This is a genomic window from Patescibacteria group bacterium, from assembly GCA_028692545.1.
Lineage (GTDB): Bacteria > Patescibacteriota > Patescibacteriia > UBA1558 > S5-K13 > STD2-204.
In genome coordinates this window covers 143,663-168,007 of sequence record JAQUXC010000001.1, presented here as the reverse complement: position 1 = coordinate 168,007, position 24,345 = coordinate 143,663, and the positions used below count along the sequence as shown (strand labels likewise).

37 protein-coding genes, 1 tRNA gene and 1 pseudogene are annotated in these 24,345 nt (G+C 28.5%); 8 read left to right on the top strand and 31 right to left on the bottom strand.

Going from position 1 to position 24,345, the window contains the following annotated elements:
• Positions 1 to 199: 199 nt before the first annotated feature.
• Positions 200 to 275: transfer RNA gene (locus tag PHZ07_01000), tRNA-Lys, on the top strand.
• A 429-nt stretch (positions 276 to 704) separates the two neighbouring features.
• On the opposite strand, the gene PHZ07_00995 is transcribed toward PHZ07_01000, so the two are convergent.
• The 4 genes from PHZ07_00995 to PHZ07_00980 all read right to left on the bottom strand — a co-directional run bounded on the left by PHZ07_00995 (position 705) and on the right by PHZ07_00980 (position 3,949).
• The gene (locus PHZ07_00995) at positions 705 to 926 is read right to left on the bottom strand and encodes a hypothetical protein (GenBank protein ID MDD3284153.1); all 222 of its coding nucleotides are present in this window, start codon (positions 924 to 926) and stop codon (positions 705 to 707) included.
• 347 nt (positions 927 to 1,273) lie between these two features.
• Positions 1,274 to 2,014: a DUF5011 domain-containing protein gene (locus PHZ07_00990; GenBank protein ID MDD3284152.1), complete on the bottom strand. Its 741-nt coding sequence runs from the start codon at positions 2,012 to 2,014 to the stop codon at positions 1,274 to 1,276.
• 272 nt (positions 2,015 to 2,286) lie between these two features.
• Positions 2,287 to 2,727 (bottom strand): hypothetical protein, encoded by a 441-nt coding sequence (locus PHZ07_00985; protein ID MDD3284151.1) that lies wholly within the window; start codon positions 2,725 to 2,727, stop codon positions 2,287 to 2,289.
• A gap of 391 nt (positions 2,728 to 3,118) precedes the next feature.
• Positions 3,119 to 3,949 carry a hypothetical protein gene (locus tag PHZ07_00980; GenBank protein ID MDD3284150.1) on the bottom strand — a complete coding sequence of 277 codons (831 nt, stop codon included), beginning with the start codon at positions 3,947 to 3,949 and terminating at the stop codon, positions 3,119 to 3,121.
• A gap of 157 nt (positions 3,950 to 4,106) precedes the next feature.
• Here PHZ07_00980 and dnaB point away from each other — a divergent pair, with 157 nt between their 5' ends.
• The 7 genes from dnaB (at position 4,107) to PHZ07_00945 (ending at position 9,032) form a co-directional block, all read left to right on the top strand.
• The gene (gene dnaB / locus PHZ07_00975; protein ID MDD3284149.1) at positions 4,107 to 5,507 is read left to right on the top strand and encodes a replicative DNA helicase; all 1,401 of its coding nucleotides are present in this window, start codon (positions 4,107 to 4,109) and stop codon (positions 5,505 to 5,507) included.
• Between the two features lie 159 nt (positions 5,508 to 5,666).
• Positions 5,667 to 5,954 carry a YbaB/EbfC family nucleoid-associated protein gene (locus tag PHZ07_00970; GenBank protein MDD3284148.1) on the top strand — a complete coding sequence of 96 codons (288 nt, stop codon included), beginning with the start codon at positions 5,667 to 5,669 and terminating at the stop codon, positions 5,952 to 5,954.
• Positions 5,955 to 6,003: 49 nt separating this feature from the next.
• Positions 6,004 to 6,390 (top strand): four helix bundle protein, encoded by a 387-nt coding sequence (locus tag PHZ07_00965; GenBank protein ID MDD3284147.1) that lies wholly within the window; start codon positions 6,004 to 6,006, stop codon positions 6,388 to 6,390.
• Positions 6,391 to 6,432: 42 nt separating this feature from the next.
• A complete protein-coding gene (gene recR / locus PHZ07_00960; GenBank protein MDD3284146.1) occupies positions 6,433 to 7,026 on the top strand; it encodes a recombination mediator RecR in 594 nt (197 codons plus the stop codon).
• Positions 7,027 to 7,028: 2 nt separating this feature from the next.
• Positions 7,029 to 7,604: a hypothetical protein gene (locus PHZ07_00955; protein ID MDD3284145.1), complete on the top strand. Its 576-nt coding sequence runs from the start codon at positions 7,029 to 7,031 to the stop codon at positions 7,602 to 7,604.
• Between the two features lie 262 nt (positions 7,605 to 7,866).
• On the top strand, positions 7,867 to 8,259 hold the full coding sequence (locus PHZ07_00950) for a DUF2177 family protein (protein ID MDD3284144.1): 393 nt from the start codon (positions 7,867 to 7,869) through the stop codon (positions 8,257 to 8,259).
• Between the two features lie 2 nt (positions 8,260 to 8,261).
• On the top strand, positions 8,262 to 9,032 hold the full coding sequence (locus tag PHZ07_00945; protein ID MDD3284143.1) for a DUF1295 domain-containing protein: 771 nt from the start codon (positions 8,262 to 8,264) through the stop codon (positions 9,030 to 9,032).
• 77 nt (positions 9,033 to 9,109) lie between these two features.
• Here the strand turns inward: PHZ07_00945 and rplU are convergent, their stop codons facing one another.
• From rplU to rplD, 27 genes and pseudogenes are all read right to left on the bottom strand, one after another.
• On the bottom strand, positions 9,110 to 9,415 hold the full coding sequence (gene rplU / locus PHZ07_00940; protein ID MDD3284142.1) for a 50S ribosomal protein L21: 306 nt from the start codon (positions 9,413 to 9,415) through the stop codon (positions 9,110 to 9,112).
• A 77-nt stretch (positions 9,416 to 9,492) separates the two neighbouring features.
• On the bottom strand, positions 9,493 to 10,335 hold the full coding sequence (locus tag PHZ07_00935) for a hypothetical protein (GenBank protein ID MDD3284141.1): 843 nt from the start codon (positions 10,333 to 10,335) through the stop codon (positions 9,493 to 9,495).
• Entirely contained in the window at positions 10,328 to 10,783 is a 456-nt protein-coding gene (locus tag PHZ07_00930) for a DUF192 domain-containing protein (GenBank protein ID MDD3284140.1), read from the bottom strand. Before PHZ07_00930 ends, PHZ07_00935 begins: the two co-directional genes overlap by 8 nt.
• The gene (locus PHZ07_00925) at positions 10,755 to 11,852 is read right to left on the bottom strand and encodes an MraY family glycosyltransferase (GenBank protein ID MDD3284139.1); all 1,098 of its coding nucleotides are present in this window, start codon (positions 11,850 to 11,852) and stop codon (positions 10,755 to 10,757) included. The genes PHZ07_00930 and PHZ07_00925 overlap by 29 nt, the downstream gene beginning before the upstream one ends.
• On the bottom strand, positions 11,842 to 12,279 hold the full coding sequence (gene ruvX / locus PHZ07_00920) for a Holliday junction resolvase RuvX (GenBank protein ID MDD3284138.1): 438 nt from the start codon (positions 12,277 to 12,279) through the stop codon (positions 11,842 to 11,844). The genes PHZ07_00925 and ruvX overlap by 11 nt, the downstream gene beginning before the upstream one ends.
• An 8-nt stretch (positions 12,280 to 12,287) precedes the next feature.
• Positions 12,288 to 13,058 (bottom strand): type I methionyl aminopeptidase, encoded by a 771-nt coding sequence (map, locus tag PHZ07_00915; protein MDD3284137.1) that lies wholly within the window; start codon positions 13,056 to 13,058, stop codon positions 12,288 to 12,290.
• Between the two features lies 1 nt (position 13,059).
• Positions 13,060 to 13,686 carry an adenylate kinase gene (locus PHZ07_00910; GenBank protein ID MDD3284136.1) on the bottom strand — a complete coding sequence of 209 codons (627 nt, stop codon included), beginning with the start codon at positions 13,684 to 13,686 and terminating at the stop codon, positions 13,060 to 13,062.
• 126 nt (positions 13,687 to 13,812) lie between these two features.
• Positions 13,813 to 14,127 (bottom strand): hypothetical protein, encoded by a 315-nt coding sequence (locus tag PHZ07_00905; protein MDD3284135.1) that lies wholly within the window; start codon positions 14,125 to 14,127, stop codon positions 13,813 to 13,815.
• Positions 14,128 to 14,301: 174 nt separating this feature from the next.
• Positions 14,302 to 15,582, bottom strand: coding sequence for a preprotein translocase subunit SecY (secY, locus tag PHZ07_00900; protein MDD3284134.1), 1,281 nt, complete (start codon positions 15,580 to 15,582; stop codon positions 14,302 to 14,304).
• Positions 15,583 to 15,584: 2 nt separating this feature from the next.
• Entirely contained in the window at positions 15,585 to 16,085 is a 501-nt protein-coding gene (rplO, locus tag PHZ07_00895) for a 50S ribosomal protein L15 (GenBank protein ID MDD3284133.1), read from the bottom strand.
• 104 nt (positions 16,086 to 16,189) lie between these two features.
• Positions 16,190 to 16,729: a 30S ribosomal protein S5 gene (rpsE, locus tag PHZ07_00890; GenBank protein MDD3284132.1), complete on the bottom strand. Its 540-nt coding sequence runs from the start codon at positions 16,727 to 16,729 to the stop codon at positions 16,190 to 16,192.
• 15 nt (positions 16,730 to 16,744) lie between these two features.
• Positions 16,745 to 17,098 carry a 50S ribosomal protein L18 gene (gene rplR, locus PHZ07_00885; GenBank protein ID MDD3284131.1) on the bottom strand — a complete coding sequence of 118 codons (354 nt, stop codon included), beginning with the start codon at positions 17,096 to 17,098 and terminating at the stop codon, positions 16,745 to 16,747.
• 32 nt (positions 17,099 to 17,130) lie between these two features.
• Positions 17,131 to 17,670: a 50S ribosomal protein L6 gene (rplF, locus tag PHZ07_00880; protein ID MDD3284130.1), complete on the bottom strand. Its 540-nt coding sequence runs from the start codon at positions 17,668 to 17,670 to the stop codon at positions 17,131 to 17,133.
• Between the two features lie 78 nt (positions 17,671 to 17,748).
• Positions 17,749 to 18,144 (bottom strand): 30S ribosomal protein S8, encoded by a 396-nt coding sequence (gene rpsH, locus PHZ07_00875; GenBank protein ID MDD3284129.1) that lies wholly within the window; start codon positions 18,142 to 18,144, stop codon positions 17,749 to 17,751.
• A gap of 42 nt (positions 18,145 to 18,186) precedes the next feature.
• Entirely contained in the window at positions 18,187 to 18,372 is a 186-nt protein-coding gene (locus tag PHZ07_00870; protein MDD3284128.1) for a type Z 30S ribosomal protein S14, read from the bottom strand.
• 26 nt (positions 18,373 to 18,398) lie between these two features.
• Positions 18,399 to 18,998, bottom strand: coding sequence for a 50S ribosomal protein L5 (rplE, locus tag PHZ07_00865; protein ID MDD3284127.1), 600 nt, complete (start codon positions 18,996 to 18,998; stop codon positions 18,399 to 18,401).
• A gap of 19 nt (positions 18,999 to 19,017) precedes the next feature.
• Positions 19,018 to 19,326, bottom strand: coding sequence for a 50S ribosomal protein L24 (gene rplX / locus PHZ07_00860; protein ID MDD3284126.1), 309 nt, complete (start codon positions 19,324 to 19,326; stop codon positions 19,018 to 19,020).
• A gap of 38 nt (positions 19,327 to 19,364) precedes the next feature.
• The gene (gene rplN / locus PHZ07_00855; GenBank protein MDD3284125.1) at positions 19,365 to 19,736 is read right to left on the bottom strand and encodes a 50S ribosomal protein L14; all 372 of its coding nucleotides are present in this window, start codon (positions 19,734 to 19,736) and stop codon (positions 19,365 to 19,367) included.
• Between the two features lie 27 nt (positions 19,737 to 19,763).
• Positions 19,764 to 20,042: a 30S ribosomal protein S17 gene (gene rpsQ / locus PHZ07_00850; GenBank protein ID MDD3284124.1), complete on the bottom strand. Its 279-nt coding sequence runs from the start codon at positions 20,040 to 20,042 to the stop codon at positions 19,764 to 19,766.
• A 7-nt stretch (positions 20,043 to 20,049) separates the two neighbouring features.
• On the bottom strand, positions 20,050 to 20,313 hold the full coding sequence (gene rpmC / locus PHZ07_00845; GenBank protein MDD3284123.1) for a 50S ribosomal protein L29: 264 nt from the start codon (positions 20,311 to 20,313) through the stop codon (positions 20,050 to 20,052).
• Positions 20,314 to 20,324: 11 nt separating this feature from the next.
• Complete coding sequence (rplP, locus tag PHZ07_00840) at positions 20,325 to 20,732, bottom strand: 50S ribosomal protein L16 (GenBank protein ID MDD3284122.1); 408 nt, start codon at positions 20,730 to 20,732, stop codon at positions 20,325 to 20,327.
• 21 nt (positions 20,733 to 20,753) lie between these two features.
• Complete coding sequence (gene rpsC / locus PHZ07_00835; protein MDD3284121.1) at positions 20,754 to 21,494, bottom strand: 30S ribosomal protein S3; 741 nt, start codon at positions 21,492 to 21,494, stop codon at positions 20,754 to 20,756.
• A 208-nt stretch (positions 21,495 to 21,702) separates the two neighbouring features.
• Positions 21,703 to 22,038: pseudogene (rplV, locus tag PHZ07_00830) on the bottom strand (50S ribosomal protein L22).
• A gap of 39 nt (positions 22,039 to 22,077) precedes the next feature.
• Positions 22,078 to 22,356, bottom strand: coding sequence for a 30S ribosomal protein S19 (gene rpsS, locus PHZ07_00825; GenBank protein ID MDD3284120.1), 279 nt, complete (start codon positions 22,354 to 22,356; stop codon positions 22,078 to 22,080).
• Positions 22,357 to 22,385: 29 nt separating this feature from the next.
• Positions 22,386 to 23,231 (bottom strand): 50S ribosomal protein L2, encoded by an 846-nt coding sequence (gene rplB / locus PHZ07_00820; GenBank protein ID MDD3284119.1) that lies wholly within the window; start codon positions 23,229 to 23,231, stop codon positions 22,386 to 22,388.
• A 21-nt stretch (positions 23,232 to 23,252) separates the two neighbouring features.
• Positions 23,253 to 23,702 (bottom strand): 50S ribosomal protein L23, encoded by a 450-nt coding sequence (rplW, locus tag PHZ07_00815; protein ID MDD3284118.1) that lies wholly within the window; start codon positions 23,700 to 23,702, stop codon positions 23,253 to 23,255.
• 1 nt (position 23,703) lies between these two features.
• Positions 23,704 to 24,345: a 50S ribosomal protein L4 gene (gene rplD / locus PHZ07_00810; protein ID MDD3284117.1), complete on the bottom strand. Its 642-nt coding sequence runs from the start codon at positions 24,343 to 24,345 to the stop codon at positions 23,704 to 23,706.

Genomic DNA, 24,345 nt, shown 5'->3' with positions numbered 1-24,345 from the left:
ACTCCTAAATACCATAAAACTCGCTTTTCTTTTGGATAACTTGGTTTTAAAGGCATATATTTGTTTATTAGTTAACAGTGTTACCCCTAAGTATACCAAGTGTTACCTATTAGTGTTAACTGTACATATTATTGACTATTAGAAAGGTATATGATAATCTTATTATAAATTTATTGATTTTAAACAATACAAGGTTTATGCGCCGTTAGCTCAGTTGGTAGAGCAACAGCCTTTTAAGCTGATGGTCGGAGGTTCAAGTCCTCCACGGCGTACCACCCTTTAAGAACTTCAAGAGGACTCAACACCTTGTCGTGGTTCAAACCTAAAAACACTCAGAAATGAGCGTTTTTTGTTATTTAAATATATATTTTTATAAAAAATATATCTCCAATTTTTTTTAACTTTTTTTCATTTCGGATACTGCGGAAACAACACTAGATAACCCCCTACCAGCTATTACTCCAGATGCACCAATTAATGGTATTGCGGAAGATAGATTAATAACAATCTATAAAAGTGAAACACCTATACCACATGTAAAGTAGAATAATAAATATTTTACCACCCTAAAGTATGTTCAAAATTGTCCCCAAAAATATTTAAAAATAACATATTACCAACAAAACAACCATAAAACGTCTTTTTGTTAGTATCTACTAAATAGGGCACAGCTCATATAAGGTGTTTTTTGTTTAAATTTTTAATTATTCAATATTTTCCCCAATGACATAGTCATAAAAAAATATTTCCGGTATATCATAAATTAATGTATTCCAAAGTTTGCCATATAATCTTTCCGCGACTTCTTCAGATACAATCCATCTTAAAATATTATTTTCAGTAATTTTATATACCTTTGAATCTGATTGTATTTTGATTAGGGTGCCTGATTTATATAAAACTGGATTTCCTAATTGATAATTCAAAATTTCTGTTTTATTAACTATGCTTATAGGAGAATAATCCGTACCAAAATAAGAACTCCAAACCCCTTGATTTATATATGGACGTTTTATATTATTCTCATCTAAAAGATAAACCGTTGATGAATCTAGTGATTTAATAAATAAACCAATGTTTTCAACATCAACAACAACATCTTTATCTTCACTAATTATGTTTTCAACATCAACAACAACATCTTTATCTTCACTAATTATGTTTTCAACATCAACAACAACATCTTTATCTTCACTAATTATGTTTTCAACATTATTATTTACATTATTTTTATCATTCTTAGTTTTATCTATATTATTATCTTTATTAATATCTATATCATTCCATTTACTGATCCTGTTGATGGTCTAACTAAAACATCTACTACTCTTGTAGACGTACTAATATTACCTAATTTATCAGATGCTATATATTGAACAGAATAATTTCCTATTATTGAGGTATTAACATCGTTTTCCATTGTAACATGAATTGTCGTATGACTACTGTCTATAGAATCTATTGCCATAGCACCTTCATCTATATATGTATAATATTGATATATTGATGTTGGATTAAATCCAAAGATAGTTATGGTTGGCCCTGTATTGTCCAAAACAGCATAAACAGTTTCAACTAAACTTACGTTTTTTAGACTATCCTGTGCCTGAACATGTATATAATAAATTCCATCTCCGAATGCTTGAGTGGCTGTTGTCGTAGTACCATATTTTTCATCAGTAAATTTATGTGTTTCATTTTGATTTATTACATATCTATATATAGCATTTACATCATCACTAGACCATGTCCATGTTTTACTTTGTGTTGGTATAGAATCATTTGACAATCCTTTAACAATTAGTGGTTTGTCTGGTATTATTGATATTCCTTCATCAATAGAATCCCCTTCTTTTGATAATGCATTAGTTATTAAAGACCTATCTGTTGGTACTTTGAATAATAGTGATATTGATAAAACAAAAATAACTAAAAAGAGCAACGCATAATTGCCCAAATGTAAAGACTTTCTATTAAATAATTTTTTATATTTTTGAAATTCAAGAATGTTCATAATTTTTTATTTTTATTTTTATTTTTATTTTATATATAAAATATATTAAATTTAATAGAATAGATGTTATTTTTATATAATTACATTGATTATAGCATATAATTTAACAAAAATCAAGACCCTCGTAATAGCTCAATAGCTGGGCGACATTTTTCCTGCCTGTAGTTGATTTAAAACCGTTATTTTTTCAAGATACTACAAGTTCTTTTATAAAGAAAGAATGACCCGAACAAAGTCCAGGTCAAACATATTTTTTTTCAACCTAATTAAAATTAGGTTGATGGAATGGAAAGAACATTTGGGTATTCTACCCTGAGCATTTCCAATGCCTCAGGTAGATGAGTTTTTGAGGAACGAAAAAGCTCCTCAAGTTTTGCGCAAATTATTCGCGCATTGTCTATTTCCTCGCCTTCCGATTGGAAGACGTAGAAATATTGACATATGCCATCATTGTCTGGGGTGTGCCCTTCCCAGTAGTTTTCAACTACTACGAACAGTTTCCCAGAAAATAGGATCTTAAAGACTTTCCTATATGAGCGGAATTCCATGGCTTCATCCCATGAGAATTCCATGGCCGGGGATTTTTTAGGGTCGTAGGGAGTATCAAACTCCCTAACACTAAAACTATTATCATACTCGGCCAGGGATTCAATAATCCCTGCTTTCTTAAGAAGGCAGGCCTTCTCAAGTGGCGTTAATTTGAACCTTTTCATCGGTTCCTCCTTTATTTGGCTTTTCAATCGGGCATTATGCCATCAATTGGAACAACTGCCACATTGTTCATTGTTAAATGATATCATATTATTGAATTTTTGTCAAGCATAACGTAATAGCTCAATAGCTTGACAACACTTTAAAATTATAATAATTAAACTTAATTTATTTTTAAAAACCTTGATTTTCATATTATTATTGACTCTAACTAAATTTTTTAAACATCAAAATTGTCACAATAAAATTGATCAACCATTATTGTTTATAATTAATATCTTAAAATTAAAATCGCCCTGCCAACGATCAGTCAACAAAACAAAACCACCAAACCTCAGTCTGGTGGTCGATAATTTATGTTGATAGTCTTAATCTGTTTTCAAACTAAGACGCTTATTCACGTAAGGTCTCAAACTCCTTTATAAATTCCTGCTGTTTATTCAGTAGGTCATATTGAAGACTCAACTCATCTTTAAATTGAGTATTGAGTTTATCATTATTGAAAACAATTGGATCTTCAAGTTTACCTTGAAGTATTACAATACGAGACATAGTCTCGTTTATAGCATTCTGTATAATTTTATATCTTTCCAAGCTTTCACTTGAAAAAGTTTCTTTTTCTTTGATAGATAGACTATCAGAAGTGAATCGCATGGATTTGGTTTTTTGGTTATTTACTAAAATTGGTTTAGAAAATGGGATAGAAAGATTGTATTTTATATCTAAAGTTTGATCATAAGCATAGTTACTGGTTTGATCCAATTCACTTTCATCATTACTTAATACGTCTAAAGTTTCAAGACGATCCCCCTTATGCGACACAAAAGAATTTCTAAAAACCCAAATATGTTTGAGGTTGTCTTCTATAACAACGTCCCCCATATAGTGTAAATCATTGGGGAAATTTTTTAATACTTTCCCATTTGGATTTACTACCGTTACAGTTCCAATAACAGGATGACCCATAAGGCTTTCCAGACCGCGAGAGTTTTTTATTACTCTCACTATTTTTTGGTCTGTTGTATGGGTTTTTATTTTTTGAATCATCTCATTACTTAACCCTTCGAATTTTTCTGGGGTTTTTTTTGAAACAGCGTTTTGCAAGGAATCGCTCTTGCTATAAATAACCTTTTCTTTTGAGGAATTTTCGGAATTATGTTCTTTACAGCTTACAAAGAACACTAATATTATTATGCATATTGCTACTATTGTAGTATTTTTCATCTCTTCTCCTAAGGATTCTATTTGTATATACATTACAACATAAATATTGTCATGTCAAGTAATACTTTCACCTAAAAACAGGGTATAAATTGTGTACTAAATAACTTGCTCAAAACCCTATTTCTGATAAAATATAAACACTATTAAAAGAAAAAAAATGAATAATTTTAATACAGACACAAAAGATAAAATACCACCTCATAATTTAGAAGCTGAAGCAAATGTATTAGGCTCTGTTCTTATAGATCCAGAGGCTATAAATAAAATCGCTGACTCTATAAATGAAGATGATTTTTATAAAACAGCTCATAGAATTATATTCAAAGCATGTATAAGTTTATATGATAAAAGAGAGCCAATAGACTTACTTTCTGTTAGTAATATTTTGACAGAAGAAAATGAGCTTGAAAATATTGGTGGAAAAACTTATCTTGCAAGTCTTTCAAATTCAGTTGTCACAGCAAGCAATGTAAAATACTATGCAGAAATAGTACAAAAAAAAGCAACACTTAGAAGACTTATAAAAGCATCTTCTGAAATTACGTCCCTTGCCTACAACGAGACAGAAAACGTAGACAATGTACTAGATGAATCAGAACAAAAACTTTTTGGTATTTCACAAAAATTTTTAAAACAAAATTTTATTGCAATTTCAAGCGTACTTCATGACACTTTTGATAGAATAGATGAGCTTCACAAAAACAAAGGCAAGCTTCGAGGTATTCCTACTGGCTATGTGGATCTAGATAATTTACTTGCTGGATTTCAAAAATCAAATCTTATTATTATAGCTGCTCGTCCTAGTGTTGGAAAAACTAGTTTTGCTCTTGATATAGCAAGACACGTTGCTACAAAAAATAAAGAGTGTGTGGGATTGTTTTCTCTTGAAATGAGCAAAGAAGAACTTGTAGACAGAATATTATGTGCTGAAGCGGGAGTATCTCTATGGAAAATGAGAACAGGAAGATTGTCTGACAGGGATGAACATGACGATTTTCCAAGAATAGGAAATGCAATGGGCACACTTGCTGAAAGTAAAATATTTATAGATGATTCTGGAAGTTTGAATATAATGCAGATAAGAACAAAGGCTAGAAGATTAAAATTGGAACACAATCTTTCTCTCCTTATAGTTGACTATTTACAACTTATGGAAAGCAAAGCAAATGCAGAATCTCGTGTTCAAGAAGTTGCAGAAATCACAAGAGGTCTAAAAACTATTGCAAGAGAACTAAACATTCCTATCATAGCATTATCACAATTATCTAGAGCAGTAGAACAATTCAAACCAGCTATACCAAAATTAGCTCACTTAAGAGAATCTGGTTCTATTGAACAAGATGCTGACGTAGTAATGTTTATTTACAGAAAAGCCGCTGATAGAAGTTACAGATTCGAAGATCTTACACCTGAAGAAAAATGTACAGCAGAAATTCATATAGCAAAACATAGAAATGGACCCACTGGAATGGTAAGATTGTTTTTTGATCAAGAAACTGTAAGTTTCAAAAGCTTAGAAAAAGGTAGTAGTGTTCCTCCTCCATCACAAGAATATTAAAATTTTAAAATCAGAAGTCATTTCGACCGTAGTCCCGCTGAGCGGGACAAAGTGGAGAAATCTCGCAATTATTTATAATAAAATTTAACTTCGAGACCTCTCGACTACGCTCGAGGTGACATCTATAAATAAACAATAATTAATAAAACAAAAAAATATATGAGCGTATTTTCAAAACTAAATCAAATAAAAGATTTAAAACAACAGGCAAAACAAATGCAAAGTTCTCTTTCTCAAGAACTTGTAGAAGTTAGTAGAAGTGGTGTTGTATTAAAAATGGACGGCAATCAAAAAGTTCAATCTATAAATATTCCAGATGGAATTTCTAACAAAGAATTGGAAAATATTATTCCAAATTTGTTCAATGACGCAATCTTGAAAATTCAAAAAATTATGTCAGACAAATTTAAGTCAGGTGAAATAAAAATGCCAGATCTTAATTTCTAATTATGAATTTAAAATTTTGAATAAATTATTTAATTATTAAATTAAGAAAATGAAAAGCGATTTAAAAAATCCAGACTATAATCTGGAAGTTAGAACTACTAAATTTTCGAATTTAGTAATAGAACTTTATAAATCTATTACTCAAGATGTTATAAACAAACCAATAATTACTCAATTAATAAAATCTGGAACAAGTGTAGGTGCAAATTATGCTGAAGCCAATAATGCATGCTCAAAAAATGATTTTAAAAACAAAATTTATATTTGTAAAAAGGAAATTTGTGAAACAAAATATTGGCTAAAAATAATAAAAGATAATAATTTAACAGAAAATTCAATAATTCAAAATACACAAAGAGAAGCAGAGGAATTAACTTTAATATTTGGAAAAATACTATCTTCATTAAGAAATAATTCAAAATTAAAAAATTCCTAAATTTATTCATCATTCATCATTAATCATTCAAAATTAATTATAATGTATTCCAAACATTTACAAAATCTAATAAACCAATTTACTACTCTTCCAGGAATAGGTCCAAAAACGGCCGAGCGACTTGCTTTGTTTCTTGCTTCAAAACCAAAAGCAAAAATTGAAGAATTTACAAACTCCCTTGAAGATTTAAAAAATTTGAAAGTATGTCAATTATGTCACAAATTTTCTGACACAAATCCATGCAGTATTTGTGCTGATTCAAATAGAGACAAAACTACATTATGCATTGTCTCTAGTGTACAAGATTTAGAAACAATAGAAAATACAAAAAAATTCAATGGCCTATATCACATACTTGGCGGACTCATTGATCCTATTTCAGGAATTACTCCGGATAAATTATATATAAGAGAATTATTAAACAGGGTAAAAACCGAAAATACAAAAGAAATAATTATTGCTTTTGATGCAAATATTCAAGGAGAAGCTACAACAAATTATATAAAAAATATTTTGGCAAATTCTACTATAAAAATTACCCGTCTAGCGCGGGGTATTCCAATGGGCTCTGACATAGAATATACTGACGGAATCACTCTCTCCTCTGCTCTAGAAAATAGAAGAGAAATTAAATAATTATGACTTTCTATAAAATAACAAAAATAGAAGCATCTAAAAGACAACTTGACTGCGCTTTAGAACTTTTTTTAAATGACCAAGATATTGTGTCAATACATACGCTTGCATCTGCGTCACAAAAAATACTATTAGATCTAAAAAGTAACAAAAAGTTCAAGGCAACCTCACTTATTTATGATAAACTTTTAGCATACGTTAAAGATGATAAAAAGTCATATTTTATAACTAAAACAAGAAGCTATCAAAACTTTTTTAAACATGCAGATAACGATCCAGATGGTATATTAGAATTCAATCCAGAGATGAACATGTATGTGCTACTAGATTCGATTTTATTATATGAACAAATTACAAATAATATATCGTTTTGGATGGGAACGTATAAAGCATATTTCTTATTAAGTAATCCTGAGTTGATCAATATAGAATCTTTTCCAGAATCAAGTAAAAGTTTATTTACACAAACAAATTTGAACCACTTTATTGGAGATAAGAAAAAATTTATTGAAATTATGAAGGATATATACAAAATACATCCAGAATTAATAGAAGGCGAGCTTATAAAAATTTTTTAAAATTTGAATGAAGTCAAGCGTAAAAAAACTTCAGGTTACAAACAGGTAACGTTTGAAGTTTTAGCTTGACGAAATGATAAATTTAAAAATTTTTATGTGCTCGCGACTTTTTAGCTCCACCTTTTTCTAGAAAAAGGTGGAAAAAGAATGACCAAAAAAAGTTGAAAAAGAAGAAATAATTAAAAAAGAATGGAATAAAATAGAAATAAGTACTAAACTTAAAATATAAGCAAATAAAATTAATTAAGTAATATATTAACCTATGTTTACAAAAATTTATTTTACTGCCCTACCGGTTTTCTTTGCTATTGATATGCTATGGTTAGGACTGATAGCAAAGAATTTCTATGCAAAACAAATTGGATTCCTAATGAAAACAAATATCAACTGGCTATCAGCAATCATTTTTTATTTGCTTTTTATTCTTGGAATTACAATTTTTGTTATTACCCCTGCTTTAGAAAAAAATTCTTGGATACATGCACTTTTATTTGGTGCACTTTTTGGATTAATTACTTATGCAACATACGATTTAACAAATCTCGCTACAATAAAAGATTGGCCACTTATAGTTACTATTATTGATTTAATTTGGGGTACAGTAGTATCCGCACTAGTTTGTGTAATAAGTTTTTTTATTATAACTAAAATATAATTATGAATTATTACTTAATTTTGATAATTACATTATTCATTTACATGAATGTTTGGTTTATTATTTCTTTAATTAAAAAAAGAAATGATCTTGCTGACGTGGCTTGGGGTTTAGGTTTTGTACTTCTTACATGGATATCTTTTTTCATTTCAAATAATTATAATTTTCGCATGTTAATTGTTGCAATACTTGTTAGTATATGGGGAATTAGATTAGCATTACACATTTACAAACGTAACAAAAATAAAAAAGAAGATTACAGATACCAAGAGTGGAGAAAATCTTGGGGAAAATATTTTTACATTAGATCATACATACAAGTTTATATTTTACAAGGTGTTTTATTATTTATTATATGTTTGCCAGTATTAATTATAAATAAAAATTCAAATACCAATTTATCAATAATTGATTTCTTTGGAATAATAATATGGATTATTGGGTTCTTTTTTGAGTCAACCGGAGATTCTCAACTTGCTAAATTTATTAAAAATCCAGAAAATAATGGCAAGCTTATGAAAACTGGACTTTGGAAATACACGAGACATCCTAATTATTTCGGTGAAGTTACACAGTGGTGGGGTATTTGGTTGATTGCAATAAATGTTACAAATGGATTAGTTGGAATTATTGGACCAATTACAATTACAATCCTTATTTTAAAAATTTCTGGAATTCCACTTTTAGAGAAAAAAATGTCTAAAAATCCAGAATTTCTAGAATATAAAAAACAGACAAGTATGTTTATACCACTACCTCCAAAAAAATTATAAAAATTAACAATATTCAATATAAACAAAAAGCCCCATCAAGCTTAGCTCAATGGGACTTTTTTTATTTGAAGCAATGATTATATTTTTGTAATTTCTAGTTCTGTAAAATGTTGTCTGTGACCATATACCTTGTGATATCTTGTTTTATTTTTATACTTCTCTACTCTGACCTTTCTAGCCCTAACTTGTTTTAGAACTTTTGCTTCTACTTTTGTATCCAAATTTGGTTTGCCAAGCTCTACTTTATCTCCGTCAGCTATTAAAAGAATATTATCAAATTCAAATTTTTCACCTTCTGCTCCAATTATTTTTTCGACTTTGATTTTGTCACCTTCTTTTACTTTGTATTGCTTTGCACCTGTTTTTATAACTGCTAATTTCATATGATTTACTAGTTTTAAATTTATAAATATAGTAATAGAATTTTACTACAATAAGATGAAAAAGTCAACCATTCAATTTAAGCATTTTCATCCTCAAAAGTTACACTTATTCCAGTTATATCGTCATGTTTTTTAAATCTTACATACTTATAACAGTCTAAGTCTGTATTCTCCAACTTTCTTACATATTTTTTTATTCTCAAAAAGCCACCTTTCATATACATTTCTACAAATTTATCAAAATCATCTGGTAATTTTGGATCAATTTTTGGTAAAAATAGACCGTCTGTAAACATTAATACATATTTTATATTATCAATTTTTAGTTTACCTTTTTTCAAAAATTTTACAGCACTGGACTCTCCATTTAATACTCCATATTTTTTATTCATTCCTCTTCTAACTTTCAACATTTGTGTTAATAATTTTGTTTTAATATCTTTATCACCAGAAACCAATAATTCTTTTTTCAAAAGAAGGGTTTCACTATCATGATCATAATTTTTTATCAAAACTTTATATTTATTGTTTTTATAAATTACAATAATCAAAGAATCTCCTGTTTGTATCCATTCAAATGTTTTATCTTTATGATTAATTTTTATAGCAGAAACTGTTGTACTCCAAAGATTTTCTTTTTTTGACATGTCTATACAATTTTCCATCATTTGTCTTTGTATTTCATTGTTTGCCTTTATTGCTAGTTTATACAAATCAAGTTTTTCATTTTGAAAAATATTTTTGCATATATTAGAAGCTAAATATCCGCCTGTATAACCTTCTTTATCTACATAATTTATAAGACTTCCAGCACCGTCAAAAACACCAAAAATATTTTTGCCAATCAAATATGAGTCTTCACTTATTTTATGAACACCTTTTTCATACACATATTCAACTTTTATTTTTATATTATTCATTTATCAAATTAATTTTATCTCCAACTTTTATATTATTTTTATCACACCAATTTGCATTTAATTCCAAAACTTTGTTTGCATTTTTAGTAGGATAAATTCTTGTATAATCATTATCTGTAAAAACTGGAATATTTTTAAATATTTCTACTATTTCATAATCTTTTATATATAGAATATCAAGTGGAAATCTCATTTCTCCCATCCAAAAATTATGTAATTTTAATTCGTCAAAAAGAAAAAGCATACCACAATTTTCACACAAATTATCTCTATTTGAAAGTCCTTTGGATTTTTGAATATCCGTCTTTGCTAATTCTACGTTTATTACATAAGATGATATAACAATTTTTGCAACTTCTGGTGCATGAACTTTTTTGATATCAAAATACAATACAAACAAAAATACAAGTATCAAAATACTAATTATTATTAAGGACTTTTTTTTCATCTCTTTTTTTATAAATATAAAAGAAAATACAAATAGTAAATACAAAAAGTGCTAATATTGTAGAAATTTTTCCTATCGTATTTTGAAAAAGTGCTACAAGTCCAAAAACTATTGATACAAAATACATAAACAAAACTGACTGTTTTTTACTAAAGCCTATTTCAAGTAAACGAAAATGTAAATGTTTTTTGTCAGCATGAGTAAATGGTGATTCTTTTTTTATAATCCTTTGAATTATTACCCAAGTCATATCAAGAAGTGGAAGTCCCATTACAAGAAGCGCTGTGGCAATTTTTGCTCCACTTATAATAGATAAAGCTCCAAGCATAAGTCCTAACAAATTACTTCCTCCATTTCCCAAAAATATTTTTGCTGGGAAAAAATTCAAAATAAGAAATCCAAATATTGCACCGGAAAAAATCAAAATCATAATAGATGTTCCAGTATATGGCTTATCCCAAAACAAACTCACTATAAACAGCACAAACATTCCTATCTCAGTAATTCCCGCTGCAAGTCCATCTAAACCATCAAGTAATTTTGTTGTATTTGTAATAATAATAAGCCATAAAAATGTAAATATTGCACCAAACAAAGATATATTAAATCCAAAAAATTTCATTTCTGGGCCAGTTAAGTCTATTACTCCTCCACCCGGACGAGTTATAAATTTTATATTTGTCCCTGTGAATATTATAAAGACACATGCCAAAAGGATAAAAATCAATTGTTTTTTTGCAGAAAAATTATACTTATCATCCAATGTTCCCCCAAGCATTACTATAAATCCAGCGAATAGTATTCCCACAATTTGAAGAATATCTATACTTGGACTAAAAATCCAACTTTTAAAAAACAGGCAAAAAATTATCATCATCAAAACAAAAACAATATAAATTGCCCATCCACCCAAAAGCGGAATTGGTCTATCATGCACTTTTCTATTTTCATTTGGATAATCTAAAATATTTAATTTGAAAGATATTTTTTTCATCCATAATGCAAAAATATAACTTAAAAAAGTTGATATTAAAAATATAGAAAAATATAAAATTATTTTATAAATCATAATTTCTTTTTATATAAGATTCTAATATTATAGCTGCGGCAGACGCATCGTCATCTGATTTTATTTTGATTTTGTTTTTTCTACTACTTTTTCTAGAATCAGACCTTACATATTTACCTTGCATTCCTTGACTCATAAGTGAAGTCATTCTTTCATCCTCTAAATGTATCGGTAGATTTATTTCTGATCTTAGTTTTTTTAAAAATTCCAATACAAAATTTGTTTGATTTGTATCATTATTTTCAAGATTTTTTGGAAGACCTAAAACTATTTCATCTATATTTTCTCTACTTATAATACTTTTTATATCTGTCCAAAAAAATTCCTCACTTAAAATTTTAAAAGGAAAAGCCATCTTGAGCTCATTATCACCTAATGCAAGACCTATTTTTGAACTTCCATAATCTATTCCCAAAAATCTTGTCATAAAAATAATTAAATAGTTGTTAAAATTTTACATCCATAATCTGTCACACAAATAGTATGTTCAAAATGTGCTGATATAGAGCCATCTCTTGTTTTTATATCCCAACTATCCCTTGAAAAATTTATATCTGAACTTCCGATATTTATCATTGGTTCGATTGCAAGAACCATTCCTGACTTTAATATCTCTCCTTTACTTTTTGTTTTATAATTTGGAATTTTTGGATCTTCATGTACCTCATATCCCACTCCATGACCTACCAAGTCTTTTACTATTCCATAATTTCCTTTTGATTTTACATAATTTTCAATTGTCTCACCAATATCGCCAATATACATTCCAGGCCTTACAATACTTATTGCTTTATTTAATGCTCCCTTTGTTACATCTAATAGATCTATAATTTTTGAATCTACATTCCCTACTGGAAATGTTATAGCATGATCTGTAAAAAAACCATTATCTTTTGGCCATCTCATACCAATATCAAGTCCTATAATATCCCCATCTTGGAGTATCCTATTTTCATTTGGAATACAATGCACTACTTCATCATTTATAGATGTACAAAGTGTAGCTGGATATGGATTTTCGGCTCCATAACCTTTAAATGATGGAAGTCCACCATATTTTAATATCAATCTTTCTGCAAGATCATCAAGCTCTTTTGTACTTACCCCAACCTTTACATATTCACCCACTTCTTTTAAAACAGTGGCTAATATTTGTCCTCCTTCGGATAAAATTTCTATTTCTTCTTTTGTCTTTACTGTAATCATTTTATAGTTTTAATTTTTCAAATATTTCTTTTGTCACTTCTGATATTATAGGATCTCCATTTATATTTATTAAAACTCCTTTATTATTGTAATATTCTATAAGAGGTTCTGTTTGTTCTTTGTAAACTTTTATTCTTTCTTTTATAATTTCTGGCCTTGCATCATCTCTTACAAATAATTCTTCTCCACATACATCACAAATTCCATCTTTTTTTGGGGGATTAAATTCTATATGATAAGTAGCTCCACATTTACATGTTCTCCTTCCACCTATTCTAAGAAGTACTTGTTCTTGTGACATTTCTATGTTAAAAGCTATATCAACTTTTAAAATTTCATCCAATTTTTCAGCTTGTTCTAAATCTCTTGGATAACCATCCAAAATAATCCCATTTGAAAAATCAGTATTTTGTATTTCATCTTTTAACATCTGAAATGTAATTTTATCTGGAACAAGCTCTCCACGTGAAATAATAACTTCTACTTTTTTACCAAGTTCTGTACCATCTTTTATATTTTTACGAAAACAATTTCCAGTAGAACACATTGGAATATTTAGCTTTTTTGATAATATTTCAGCCTGAGTCCCCTTTCCACTTCCAGGCATTCCCAAAAATACTATGTTCATATTTTTATTTCCCTATAATTAATAATATGTATAATTATATTACTCTATTTTCATACCAAAAACAATAATAAAAGAGCAGATCCTCCGACCTGCCCTGATATATTTTGTCCCATCCTAAAGATGGGACTAATCTTTTTCTTTTCTGAATTCATGGAAAATTATGAGTCCAACAAGTGCTACTCCGGCATGTGAAAAAAACGTCACAGCTGGTGTCATTGCTGGCTTGGGATCGGCTAATAGAACTAGCCAAAAAACGAATCCCATCCCAATTGACAAAAACACTTTCCAGAAAAATTTTTCAACTTGCCCTGACATAAACAATGTTGTCACAAAAACGGCAACATATTGATTGTACGGACTTGGGATAAAAATCCCAAATACCAGAGCTACTAATACGGTAATAATACCGAATATAATGCCCATAACCATGCCTTGAAACATTTTTCCTCCTTGTCATTCTTCGCCAAGGCTACGAATGACAATTTTTTTATTAATTTTTCAATATATCATTATATCACAAATAATCAATAATGTCAAATAGTATAAATAAACAAAAAATCGGATAAAAATCCGAATTCAACTAAACTATTGAACTATTATTCAATTATGCAATTATTAAAGTTCCTCGTAATTTCTCATTGTAAGTTGAGCATTTATTTGTTTTACTGTTTCTATAACAACTGATACTACTATAAGTATACTAGTACCACCTATAACCATAGAACCTAATCCTTTTGTAAGACTCTGTAACACTACAGGTAACACTGCAACAGCTCCCAAAAATAAAGAACCTGCTAAATTAATACGAGTAACAATGTTTTGTAAATACTCTGCTGTATGCTTACCAGGTCTTATTCCTGGAATAAATCCACCTTGTTTTTGTAAATTTTCTGATATTTGATCTGGATGAAATATAATAGCAGTATAAAAATATGTAAAACCAACAACAAGCAAAAAATAACTTACTCCATAAAAAACCTGATTTTGAAATAAATTAATTATAAAGTTTGCAAAGCCAGATACTATATGATTTCCGGCTGAAGCAAAAAACTTTGCAATCATAGGTGGAATAAGAATAAGAGATATAGCAAAAATTATAGGAATAACTCCTGCTTGATTTACTTTGAGTGGTAAATGAGTATTTACACCACCATACATTTTATTTCCTCTAACTCGTCTTGCATAAGAAACAGGCACATTCCTCTGTCCTTCATTTATAATAACTACTACAACTACCGTAGCAAGTGCTACAAATAGAAAAGCTAGTATACCAAATAATTTTGATGGATCATAAACAGCTATCATTCCTTGAATAGAAGAAATCCAACCTGCAACTATACCAGCAAATATCAAAAGTGAAATTCCATTTCCAATTTTTTTCTCTGTAATAAGATCACCTATCCAAACCAAAAACATAGTACCCGCTGCTATTGTAACAAGCGCTACTATATATTGAGCTACACTAAGATGCCCTATTATAGAATATTGAGATTGATTTTGAAACAATTTAATAAAACCATAGCTCTGCATCATTGTAAGTGGTACTGTTAAATATTTTGTATATTGATTTATTTTTTTCTGTCCTGACTCACCTTCTTTTGATATTGCCTCAAGTGAAGGAATTATCATGGTTAAAAGCTGAACAATAATAGAAGCTGTAATATAAGGACCGATTCCAAGCATTACTACAGAAAAATTTTTTAATCCATTTCCAGAAAAAATATTCAATAATCCTAAAATTTGATTTGATTCAAAAAAGTTTTTTAATTCTGCAATGTTTACTCCAGGAATAGGAATATGTGCAACTATTCTAGTTATTATAAGCATGACAAAAACAAATCCAATTGCATTTCTTAGATCTTTAATCTTATAGATTTGTTTTATCTTTTCTAACATTTTTAATCTTTATGTGCAACTCTCTTTGATTTCTTAAGAGTTGGTTTCTTTTTAAATTTAGGAGTCTCTATTACTTCTCCACCAGCTTTTATTATAGCTTCTTTGGCAGATTTTGAAAAATCATGAGCCTTCACTTTCAATTTCTTTGTTAGATTACCTTTGCCTAATATTTTTACATTAGCTTTTATAGATGACACTAAATCCAATTTCAATAAAGTTTTTACACTCACTTCATCTCCTGTATTAAACTTTGATTCTAATATTGATAAATTTAAAACTTCAAATTTTTCACTAATTCTATTAAAACCTCTATGTTTTGGCAATTGAGCTATTAATTTTTTCATTCCGAGTCTCTTTAATCCTGATTTTCCACCACTTCTTGACCTTTGACCTTTCATACCACGGCCAGAATAATTACCACGGCCAGAAGAATTACCACGACCAAGACGTTGCTTTTTTGATTTAGATTTTTTATTTATCTTTAAATTACTTAGAGTCAACATATATTTAGTGAGTTAGCGTATTAATTAGTTAATGCGTCAGAGATATTATTTATAATTTATCTGACTCTAACATTCTAATTCTCTAACTATTTATCTTTAATTATTTATTCTTCTTTTTTTATATCTTCTACTAAAATAGATTCTGATTTTTCTAATACCTTTTCTTTTGAATCAGATTTTTTTTCTTCTAGTAATCTTAAATCAGATAATGCTTCAAATGTAGCTCTTACATTATTTATTTTACTATTTGAACCATACATTTTTGCAATAATATCTTTTATACCAGCAAGTTCCATAACATCTCTTACAACACCGCCTGCTATAACCCCTCTTCCCTCAGGTGCTGGTTTTAAATAAATAAAAGCAGATTTGAACTTTTTCTTCACTTCATGAGCTATAGTATTTTTGTATGTATTTACAGTTATCATTTGCTTTTTTGCTTTTGAAACAGCTTTGTTTATAGCAATTGAAACATCGGCTCCTTTTGCTATACCCCAACCTACTCTTCCATTTAAATCTCCGATTACAACACAAGCTCTGAATCTGAGTCTTTTTCCGCCTGCCATTACTCTAGTAACTCTAGCTATATCTACTAATCTTTGTTCAAATTCTGGCTTCTCTCTTTTTTGAAATTTTTCTCTCATATAATAAAATTATCCTTAAAAATTTAAACCCTCTGCTCTGGCAGTATCAGCCAATGCCTTTACTTTGCCATGATATTTTTTAGATCCTCTATCGAAAACAACATTCTCAATTTTTATTTCTTTTGCTTTTTTTGCTATTAATTTTCCAAGTTCTTCTGCTATCTTAATATTCTTACCATTTAATTTCAACTCTTTATCATTAGCGCTAATAAGTGTTTTACTGTTCTCATCATCAATAAGCTGAACATATGAATGTTTTAAACTGAAAAATACACTCATTCTTGGTCTTACTGCAGTACCTATTACAACAGATCTAACTCTATTATGAATTCTTTTCTTTGAAACATCTTTTTTAATATTTTTATCCATATATTTTTTTATCCCCAGCTCAGCTGGATATATTAACTCTTAGAAGTTTTTCCTTCTTTTCTTCTTACTACTTCTCCAAAATATCTTATACCCTTACCCTTATAAGGCTCTGGTTTTCTAATTTTTCTTATTTTATCAGCTACAGTTCCTACTAACTGCTTATCTATACCTACAATTGTTATTAAATTTTTTTCTACTGATCCACTTATTCCTTCTGGTAAATCATAATCTACGGGATGAGAATATCCAGCAAGTATTGTCAATTTTTGACCGCTAATACTGGCCTTATATCCAACTCCATTTATTTCTAACTTTTTTTCAAAAGTATTTGTGACTCCAATAACCATATTATTTATAAGACTTCTTTGTAGTCCCCATTTTGCTCTTTGCTCTTTGTTCTTTGGATTATCAACACTTACAATAATTTGTGATTCTTTTATTTCCACATTTACATTTGGTACCAAATTTTGATTCAACTTTCCCTTTGGTCCATCAACATAAATAACACCTGATTCAATTTTTACTTGAACATTTTCTGGAATATTTACTGGTTGTTTGCCTATTCTTGACATAATTTTTAGTTTAAAGTTATAAAGTTCTGAGTTATAAAGTACTTTCAACTTTGTACTTTATGACTTTTCAACTTAATTCTACCAAATTTCAAATAATAATTCTCCACCTATTTGCATTCTTCTTGCCTTCTTGTTTGTCATAATACCTTGAGATGTAGATAATATTGCCAAACCTAAATCATTTAAAACATTTGGTATTTCTCCGTTATTTATATAAACTCTCTGACCCGGCTTACTGATTCTCTTTATATGTTCTACAAATGGTTTTCCATTTTCTTTGTATTTCAAAACTATCTTTATTTGATCAAACTTATTTTCAGAAATCTTTTCAGCAGATTCTATAAAATTCTCCCTTACGAGCAGTTTTGCTATTTCATATTTTATTTTAGAAAAAGGAAAAACAACCTCTTGCTTTTTTACAGCCTGAGCATTTCTGATTCTAGTTAGCATATCTGCTATTGGGTCTGTCATCATATATTTAAATATTTCTTATTATTTAATAATTTTATTAATAATTTACCAACTACTTTTTTTTACTCCTGGTAATTCACCTTTACTTGCTAATTCTCTAAAACATATTCTACATATTCCAAAATCACTCATATAAGATCTACCTCTTCCACAACGCCAACATCTATTATTTGATCGTGTTGAGTATTTTGGTTTACTATTTGATTTTACTATTTGTGCTTTTGTAGCCATAATATTTTTTCCAGATTAACTGGGTTTTATTTATTCTTTTTAGAAAAATACTGATCTTTTAACTTCTGTTCAAACTCTTCATCTATAATAAAAGGAAATCCTAAATATTTTAATAGAAAATAAGTTTCTGCAGGATTTTCTGATGTAGTTGTCATATTAATTTCCAATCCATGTATTGATTCTACTTCATCTGCTTTTATTTCAGGAAATACTATATGTTCTTTGAATCCATATGAAAAACCTCCCATTTTATCTATATGTTTTTTTCTTACGTCTATTCCATGAAAATCTTTTACTCTAGGAAATGTAATATGAATCAATTTATCAAGAAAATCATACATTCTTTTACCCCTTAAAGTAACTTTTGCTCCAATTACCATACCTTCTCTAATTTTAAATGCTGAAATAGACTTTTTTGCTTTTGTAAGAACTGATGTCTGACCTGTTATTCTTTTTAGAGTACTCTCAACTACCTTTACAAGGTCTTTATTTGTAAGAGATTTTCCAAGTCCAACATTTAATGTAATCTTTTCAATCTTTGGTATAGAAAGAATATTTTTATAACCAAAATCTTTCATCATTTTTGGTCCGACTTCTTTTAGATATTTTTCTTTTGTATTTAATATACTCATAATTTTAAATTAACTAATCTATTATTTCTTTACATTTCTTACATATTCTATACTTATTATTTTCTGATACTTTGTAAGCAACTCTTGTTGTCTTGCCACATTTTTTACATATTAAAACTACATTGGAGATGTTTAGAGGAAAATCAAATTCTATTCTCTGACCTGACTCACCACGTTTTTTTGGTTTCAAATTTTTAAAACTTTTATTTACTCCTTCTACTACTACTTTATCTAATTTAGAAAAAATCTGAGTAACTTTTCCTGTTTTACCCTTATCTTTACCTACAATTACTTTTACCGTATCATTTTTCTTAATTTTCATATATATAATTTAACTTTTTATTCAATTCTATTGATCTATTATAATACCTCGGGTGCCAAAGAAATAATTTTATTAAATCCTTTTGCTCTAAGCTCTCTTGCAACAGGACCAAAAATTCTACTTCCCTTTGGATCTTTATTGTTTTTATCTAAAATTACAACAGCATTATCATCAAATCTTACATATATACCACTATTTCTTCTAATTGCTTTTTTCTGTCTTACTATTACAGCCTTTAAAACCTCACTCTTTTTTACTATACTATGAGGTTGAGCAACTTTTACTGTTATAACTATAACATCACCAACAGTAGCATATCTTCTTCTTGTACCACCAAGCACCTTAATACACTGGACTTTTTTTCCTCCACTGTTATCAGCTACTTTTAACATTGTCTGTTGTTGTATCATATATTTAAATACTTTGCTTTTAAATTATTATTTTATTTTTTTAATAACTTCCCATTTTTTATCTTTTGACATGGGTTTTATTTGTCTTATTAAAACAATATCATTTACTTTATATTGATTTATTGCATCATGTGCTTTATATCTCTTACTAACAGTATAACTTTTTTTATAAATTTTATGCCTCTTTATCACATCAATCTTTACCACAACAGTTTTATCCATTTTATTACTAACAACAACACCTTTTAATTCTCTAAACTGTCTTTTTTTTGGGCTAGATTCTATTTTTTGTATTTCTTTATTCATATTTATACTATTTAATTTTTTCTTCATTTATTTCTTTTTCTTTATCTAAATTTTCTGGAGTAACTAGATTATCTGTACTTTTATTTTCAAAATTATTATTTAATATTGTAAGAATTCTAGAAACAACTTTTTTTACTTCTCTTAATTTTCTAACATTTTTTTCTTGTTCTGATCCTATACTAAATCTCAAAGACCTAAATTCCTCTCTTTTGGATTTCAACAGATCATTTAATTCTTTTATGCTCTTTTTTTTCAACTCTACAAATTTCATATTAATTAAAATTATTTTGTAATAAATGTACACTTTACTGGCAATTTATGAGATGCTAATCTAAAAGCTTCTTTTGCTCTATTTGCTTCGATACCCTCTAATTCAAACAATATATTACCAGGCTTTACTACTGCTACATAATGATCAACCGCTCCTTTTCCTTTTCCCATAGGAATTTCACCACTTTTTGATGTCATTGGCTTATCAGGAAAAATTCTTATCCAATATTTAGCTCCTCTTTGTAAATGATGAACTATAGCACGTCTTGCAGATTCTATTTGTCTTGAGGTAATCCAAGCTGCTTCCTGTGTTTTAAGTCCATAGGTACCAAAACTCACTTTATTACCTTGAGTAGCAATACCTCTTATCTGATCTCCTCTTTGCCATTTTCTATGTTTTTGTTTCTTTGGTGCTAACATATATTAAAAATATTTAATTCTTTATTTCTTATTATTTTTTTGATAACTATTATCTCTTCTATTATTAAATTTACCAAAATTTCTCTTATTTTCTTTTGTATCTTTTTCTGCTTCTATATTTTCTGTATTTGATGCATCACCTCTATAAATCCATACTTTAACACCAACTTTACCATATGTAGTTGCTGCTGCACCTCTTGAATAATCTATATCTGCTCGTAATGTATGAAGTGGCAATCTACCTTCTTTTAATGTTTCAGTTCTGGCTATTTCAACACCATTTAATCTTCCAGACATTGTTATCTTTATACCCTTACATCCGTCTTCCATAGATTTTTCAATAGTTCTCTTTATAACTTTTCTAAATGGAATTCTTTTTTCTGTTTGATCTATAATACTTTGTAAAACTATAGCAGCTGACAATGATGGTCTTGAAACTTCTTCTATACTAATTCTCAAATTTGATTTTTCTTTTTTAATAAACTTTTTAATTAATTCTTTTTTCAAATCTTCAATACCAGTTCCACCTCTTCCAATAATAATACCTGGTCTTGCAGAATGTATTACAATCTCAATAACATCTGATGATCTTTTTATTTCAATACTTGCAACGCTTGCATCTCTAAGTTTTTTCTTCAAAAAACCTCTCATTAATATATCTTGCCTTAGATATTCTATATAGTTTTTGTCACTAAACCACTTTGATCTCCATTTTTGTGACATCCCCATTCTAAATGCTATTGGATTTACTTTATGTCCCATTTTATTTATCTCCTGATTTTATTATATTATGTGACTTCAAACTTCTTGTTGCATTTACATTTTTTATAGACTTTCTATCAACAAGAAATTTCTTTTTTGGAATGATATTTTTATTTTTTTTATCACTTGTATTCTCTTTCAAATTTGTCTTTTTTTCAGATTTCTTTTTTCCTGCATCAACTTTTTTAGAATTTTCTTTCTTTAATTTTTCAACTCTCTCATCTAATATAATAGTTATATGACTTGTATATTTTTTTATTTTTGTAGCTCTTCCATGTGCTTTTGGCATCCATCTTTTAAAAACTGGTCCTTGATCTACAAATACTGATTTAATATATAAATTATTCTTTTCCAATAAAAAATTATTCACAGCATTAGCAATTGCTGAGTTCAAAAGTTTTGAGATAGCAAGTGTAGATTTCTTATCTAAAAAATCTAACTGACCTAGAGCTTTGTCTACATCCAAACCACGAATAAGATTCACTACTAAACGAACCTTTCTTGGTGCTACTCTATATCTTCTTAATACTGCTTTAACTTCCATAGTTTTTTTAATAAATAAACAATCTAGATAAATTAATAATTATTTCTTTTGGACTTTTGCCATTTTACCGCCATGAGAAATAAACTTCTTTGTAGGAGAAAACTCTCCTAATTTATGGCCAACCATATTTTCTACAACAAATACTGGTAAATGGTCTTTTCCATTATGCACATTTATTGTGTAACCAACCATTTCTGGAGTAATTGTAGATTCTCTAGACCATGTTTTTATAGAATTTCTATCTCCAGGTTTTGCCTTAGCTATTTTTTTAAGTAGCTTTGGACACGTAAATGGTAATTTTTTTAAACTTCTTGACATATTTTTATATTATACAAAAAATACTTAAATTATTTATTTCTTTTCTTTCTTCTATTTAAAATCATACTGTCACTATACTTTTTTGTTGCTCTTGTTTTGACACCAAGTGCTGGCTTGCCCCATGGAGTCTTTGGATGTTTCATACCTATTGGATGTCTTCCTTCTCCTCCTCCGTGTGGATGATCACATGGATTCATAGCTTTACCACGAACAGTAGGTCTTATTCCACGATGTCTCATTCTACCTGCTTTACCCCATCTTATATTTCTAAATTCTGAATTTGAAACCTGTCCTATTGTTGCAAAACAATCTTTTGGAACTAATCTTACTTCAGATGATGGTAATTTTATTTGTGCATATTTTCCTTCAATACCAGTAAATACTCCTCTTGCACCAGCTCCTCTTATCATTTTACCACCTTTACCAGGAGTCAATTCTACATTATATACAGAGGTACCGCTTGGAATAAGTGTAAAAGGAAATCTATTTCCATCTACTAATACTAATTTAGTTTTTGAAGAGATTACCTCTTGACCAACCTGCATTCCTTCTGCTGTAAGTATATATCTTCTTTCTCCATCTTTATAGCACACTAGAGAAATAAATGCATTTCTATTTGGATCATACTCTATTTTTTCAACTTTTGCTGGAATATCATATTTATCTCTTTTGAAATCTACATCTCTAAGATATCTCTTTTCTCCACCACCCTGATGTCTGACTGTTACCCTACCTTGATTATTTCTACCACTATTTTTTTTCTTTATACAAGTAAGTTTTTTTAATGGTTCTGATTTTTTGGACAAAATAGGATTTAGCACAACTGATGTTTTGCGTTTTGCCGGTGTAGTAGGTTTATAAACTTTTATTGCCATATTTTTTGTTCTATTATCCTATTAAACTCCTTCGTATATTTCTATACTATCTCCCTTTTTAAGTGTTACTATAGCCTTTTTTTTGCATTTTCTAACTCCTGATGTTCTTCCAAATTTAACTTTTTTACCACCTAGATTTATTATATTTACACTTTCCGGATTATAACCATAAACATGAAAAACAGCTTTTTTTATTTCATTTTTTGTAGATCTATCATCAACCAAAAATAAATATTTATTTTGCACCTTTAAATGCGTAGCTTTTTCTGTAATAAGCGGTTTTATCAAATATTTGTAAGCTTCTTTACTATCTTGTTTTGAAATATTCTTTTTTGATGAAGCCACAACTGCTTTATCTTTTTTTGTAGTTTTACCTTGTTTTATTTCATCAATAGTTAAATCAGTTTCAACTTTTTCTAATGAATTTTTTATATCATTGTCTTGTTCTTTTTTCTTATTGAATAATCCCATATTAATTATTTATCTTTACAAAATGTTTATTTATTTTTTCTACTGCTGATTTAGTTAAAAATAAATATTCATAATTTAATAATGTATATACATTCAAACTATCAGCTGGCATTACTTTTATATTTTTTAAATTTTTTGCAGAATCTTTTATATTTTCGTTAGTTTCTTTAAGTGTTATTAATACTTTTTTATCTGATAAATTAAAATTTTTAACTTTTAAAACTAAGTCCTTTGTCTTCTTGGTATCCATTACAATATCTTCTACAATTTTAAATTTTTCGTTTCGTAATTTATCTGTAAGAATCATGAACAAAGCTTTTTGTTTCATCTTTTTATTTATTTTCTTTTCAAAATTTCTATCTTTTCTAGGACCAAATGTAACTCCTCCCCCTATCCATAATGGAGATCTTGAAGATCCATGTCTTGCACGCCCTGTACCTTTTTGTTTCCAAGGTTTTTTACCCCCACCTCTGACTTCAGCCATTATTTTTGTATGAGCTATTGCAACTCTTCTATTAGCCATATGAGCTTCTACAACTTGTTGTACCAATACTGGATTTATCTTTACATCAAAAATGTTAGAATTTAATTCTATTTCACCAATATCCTTAGCTTCCCAATTGTAAATTTTCTCTTTAATCAT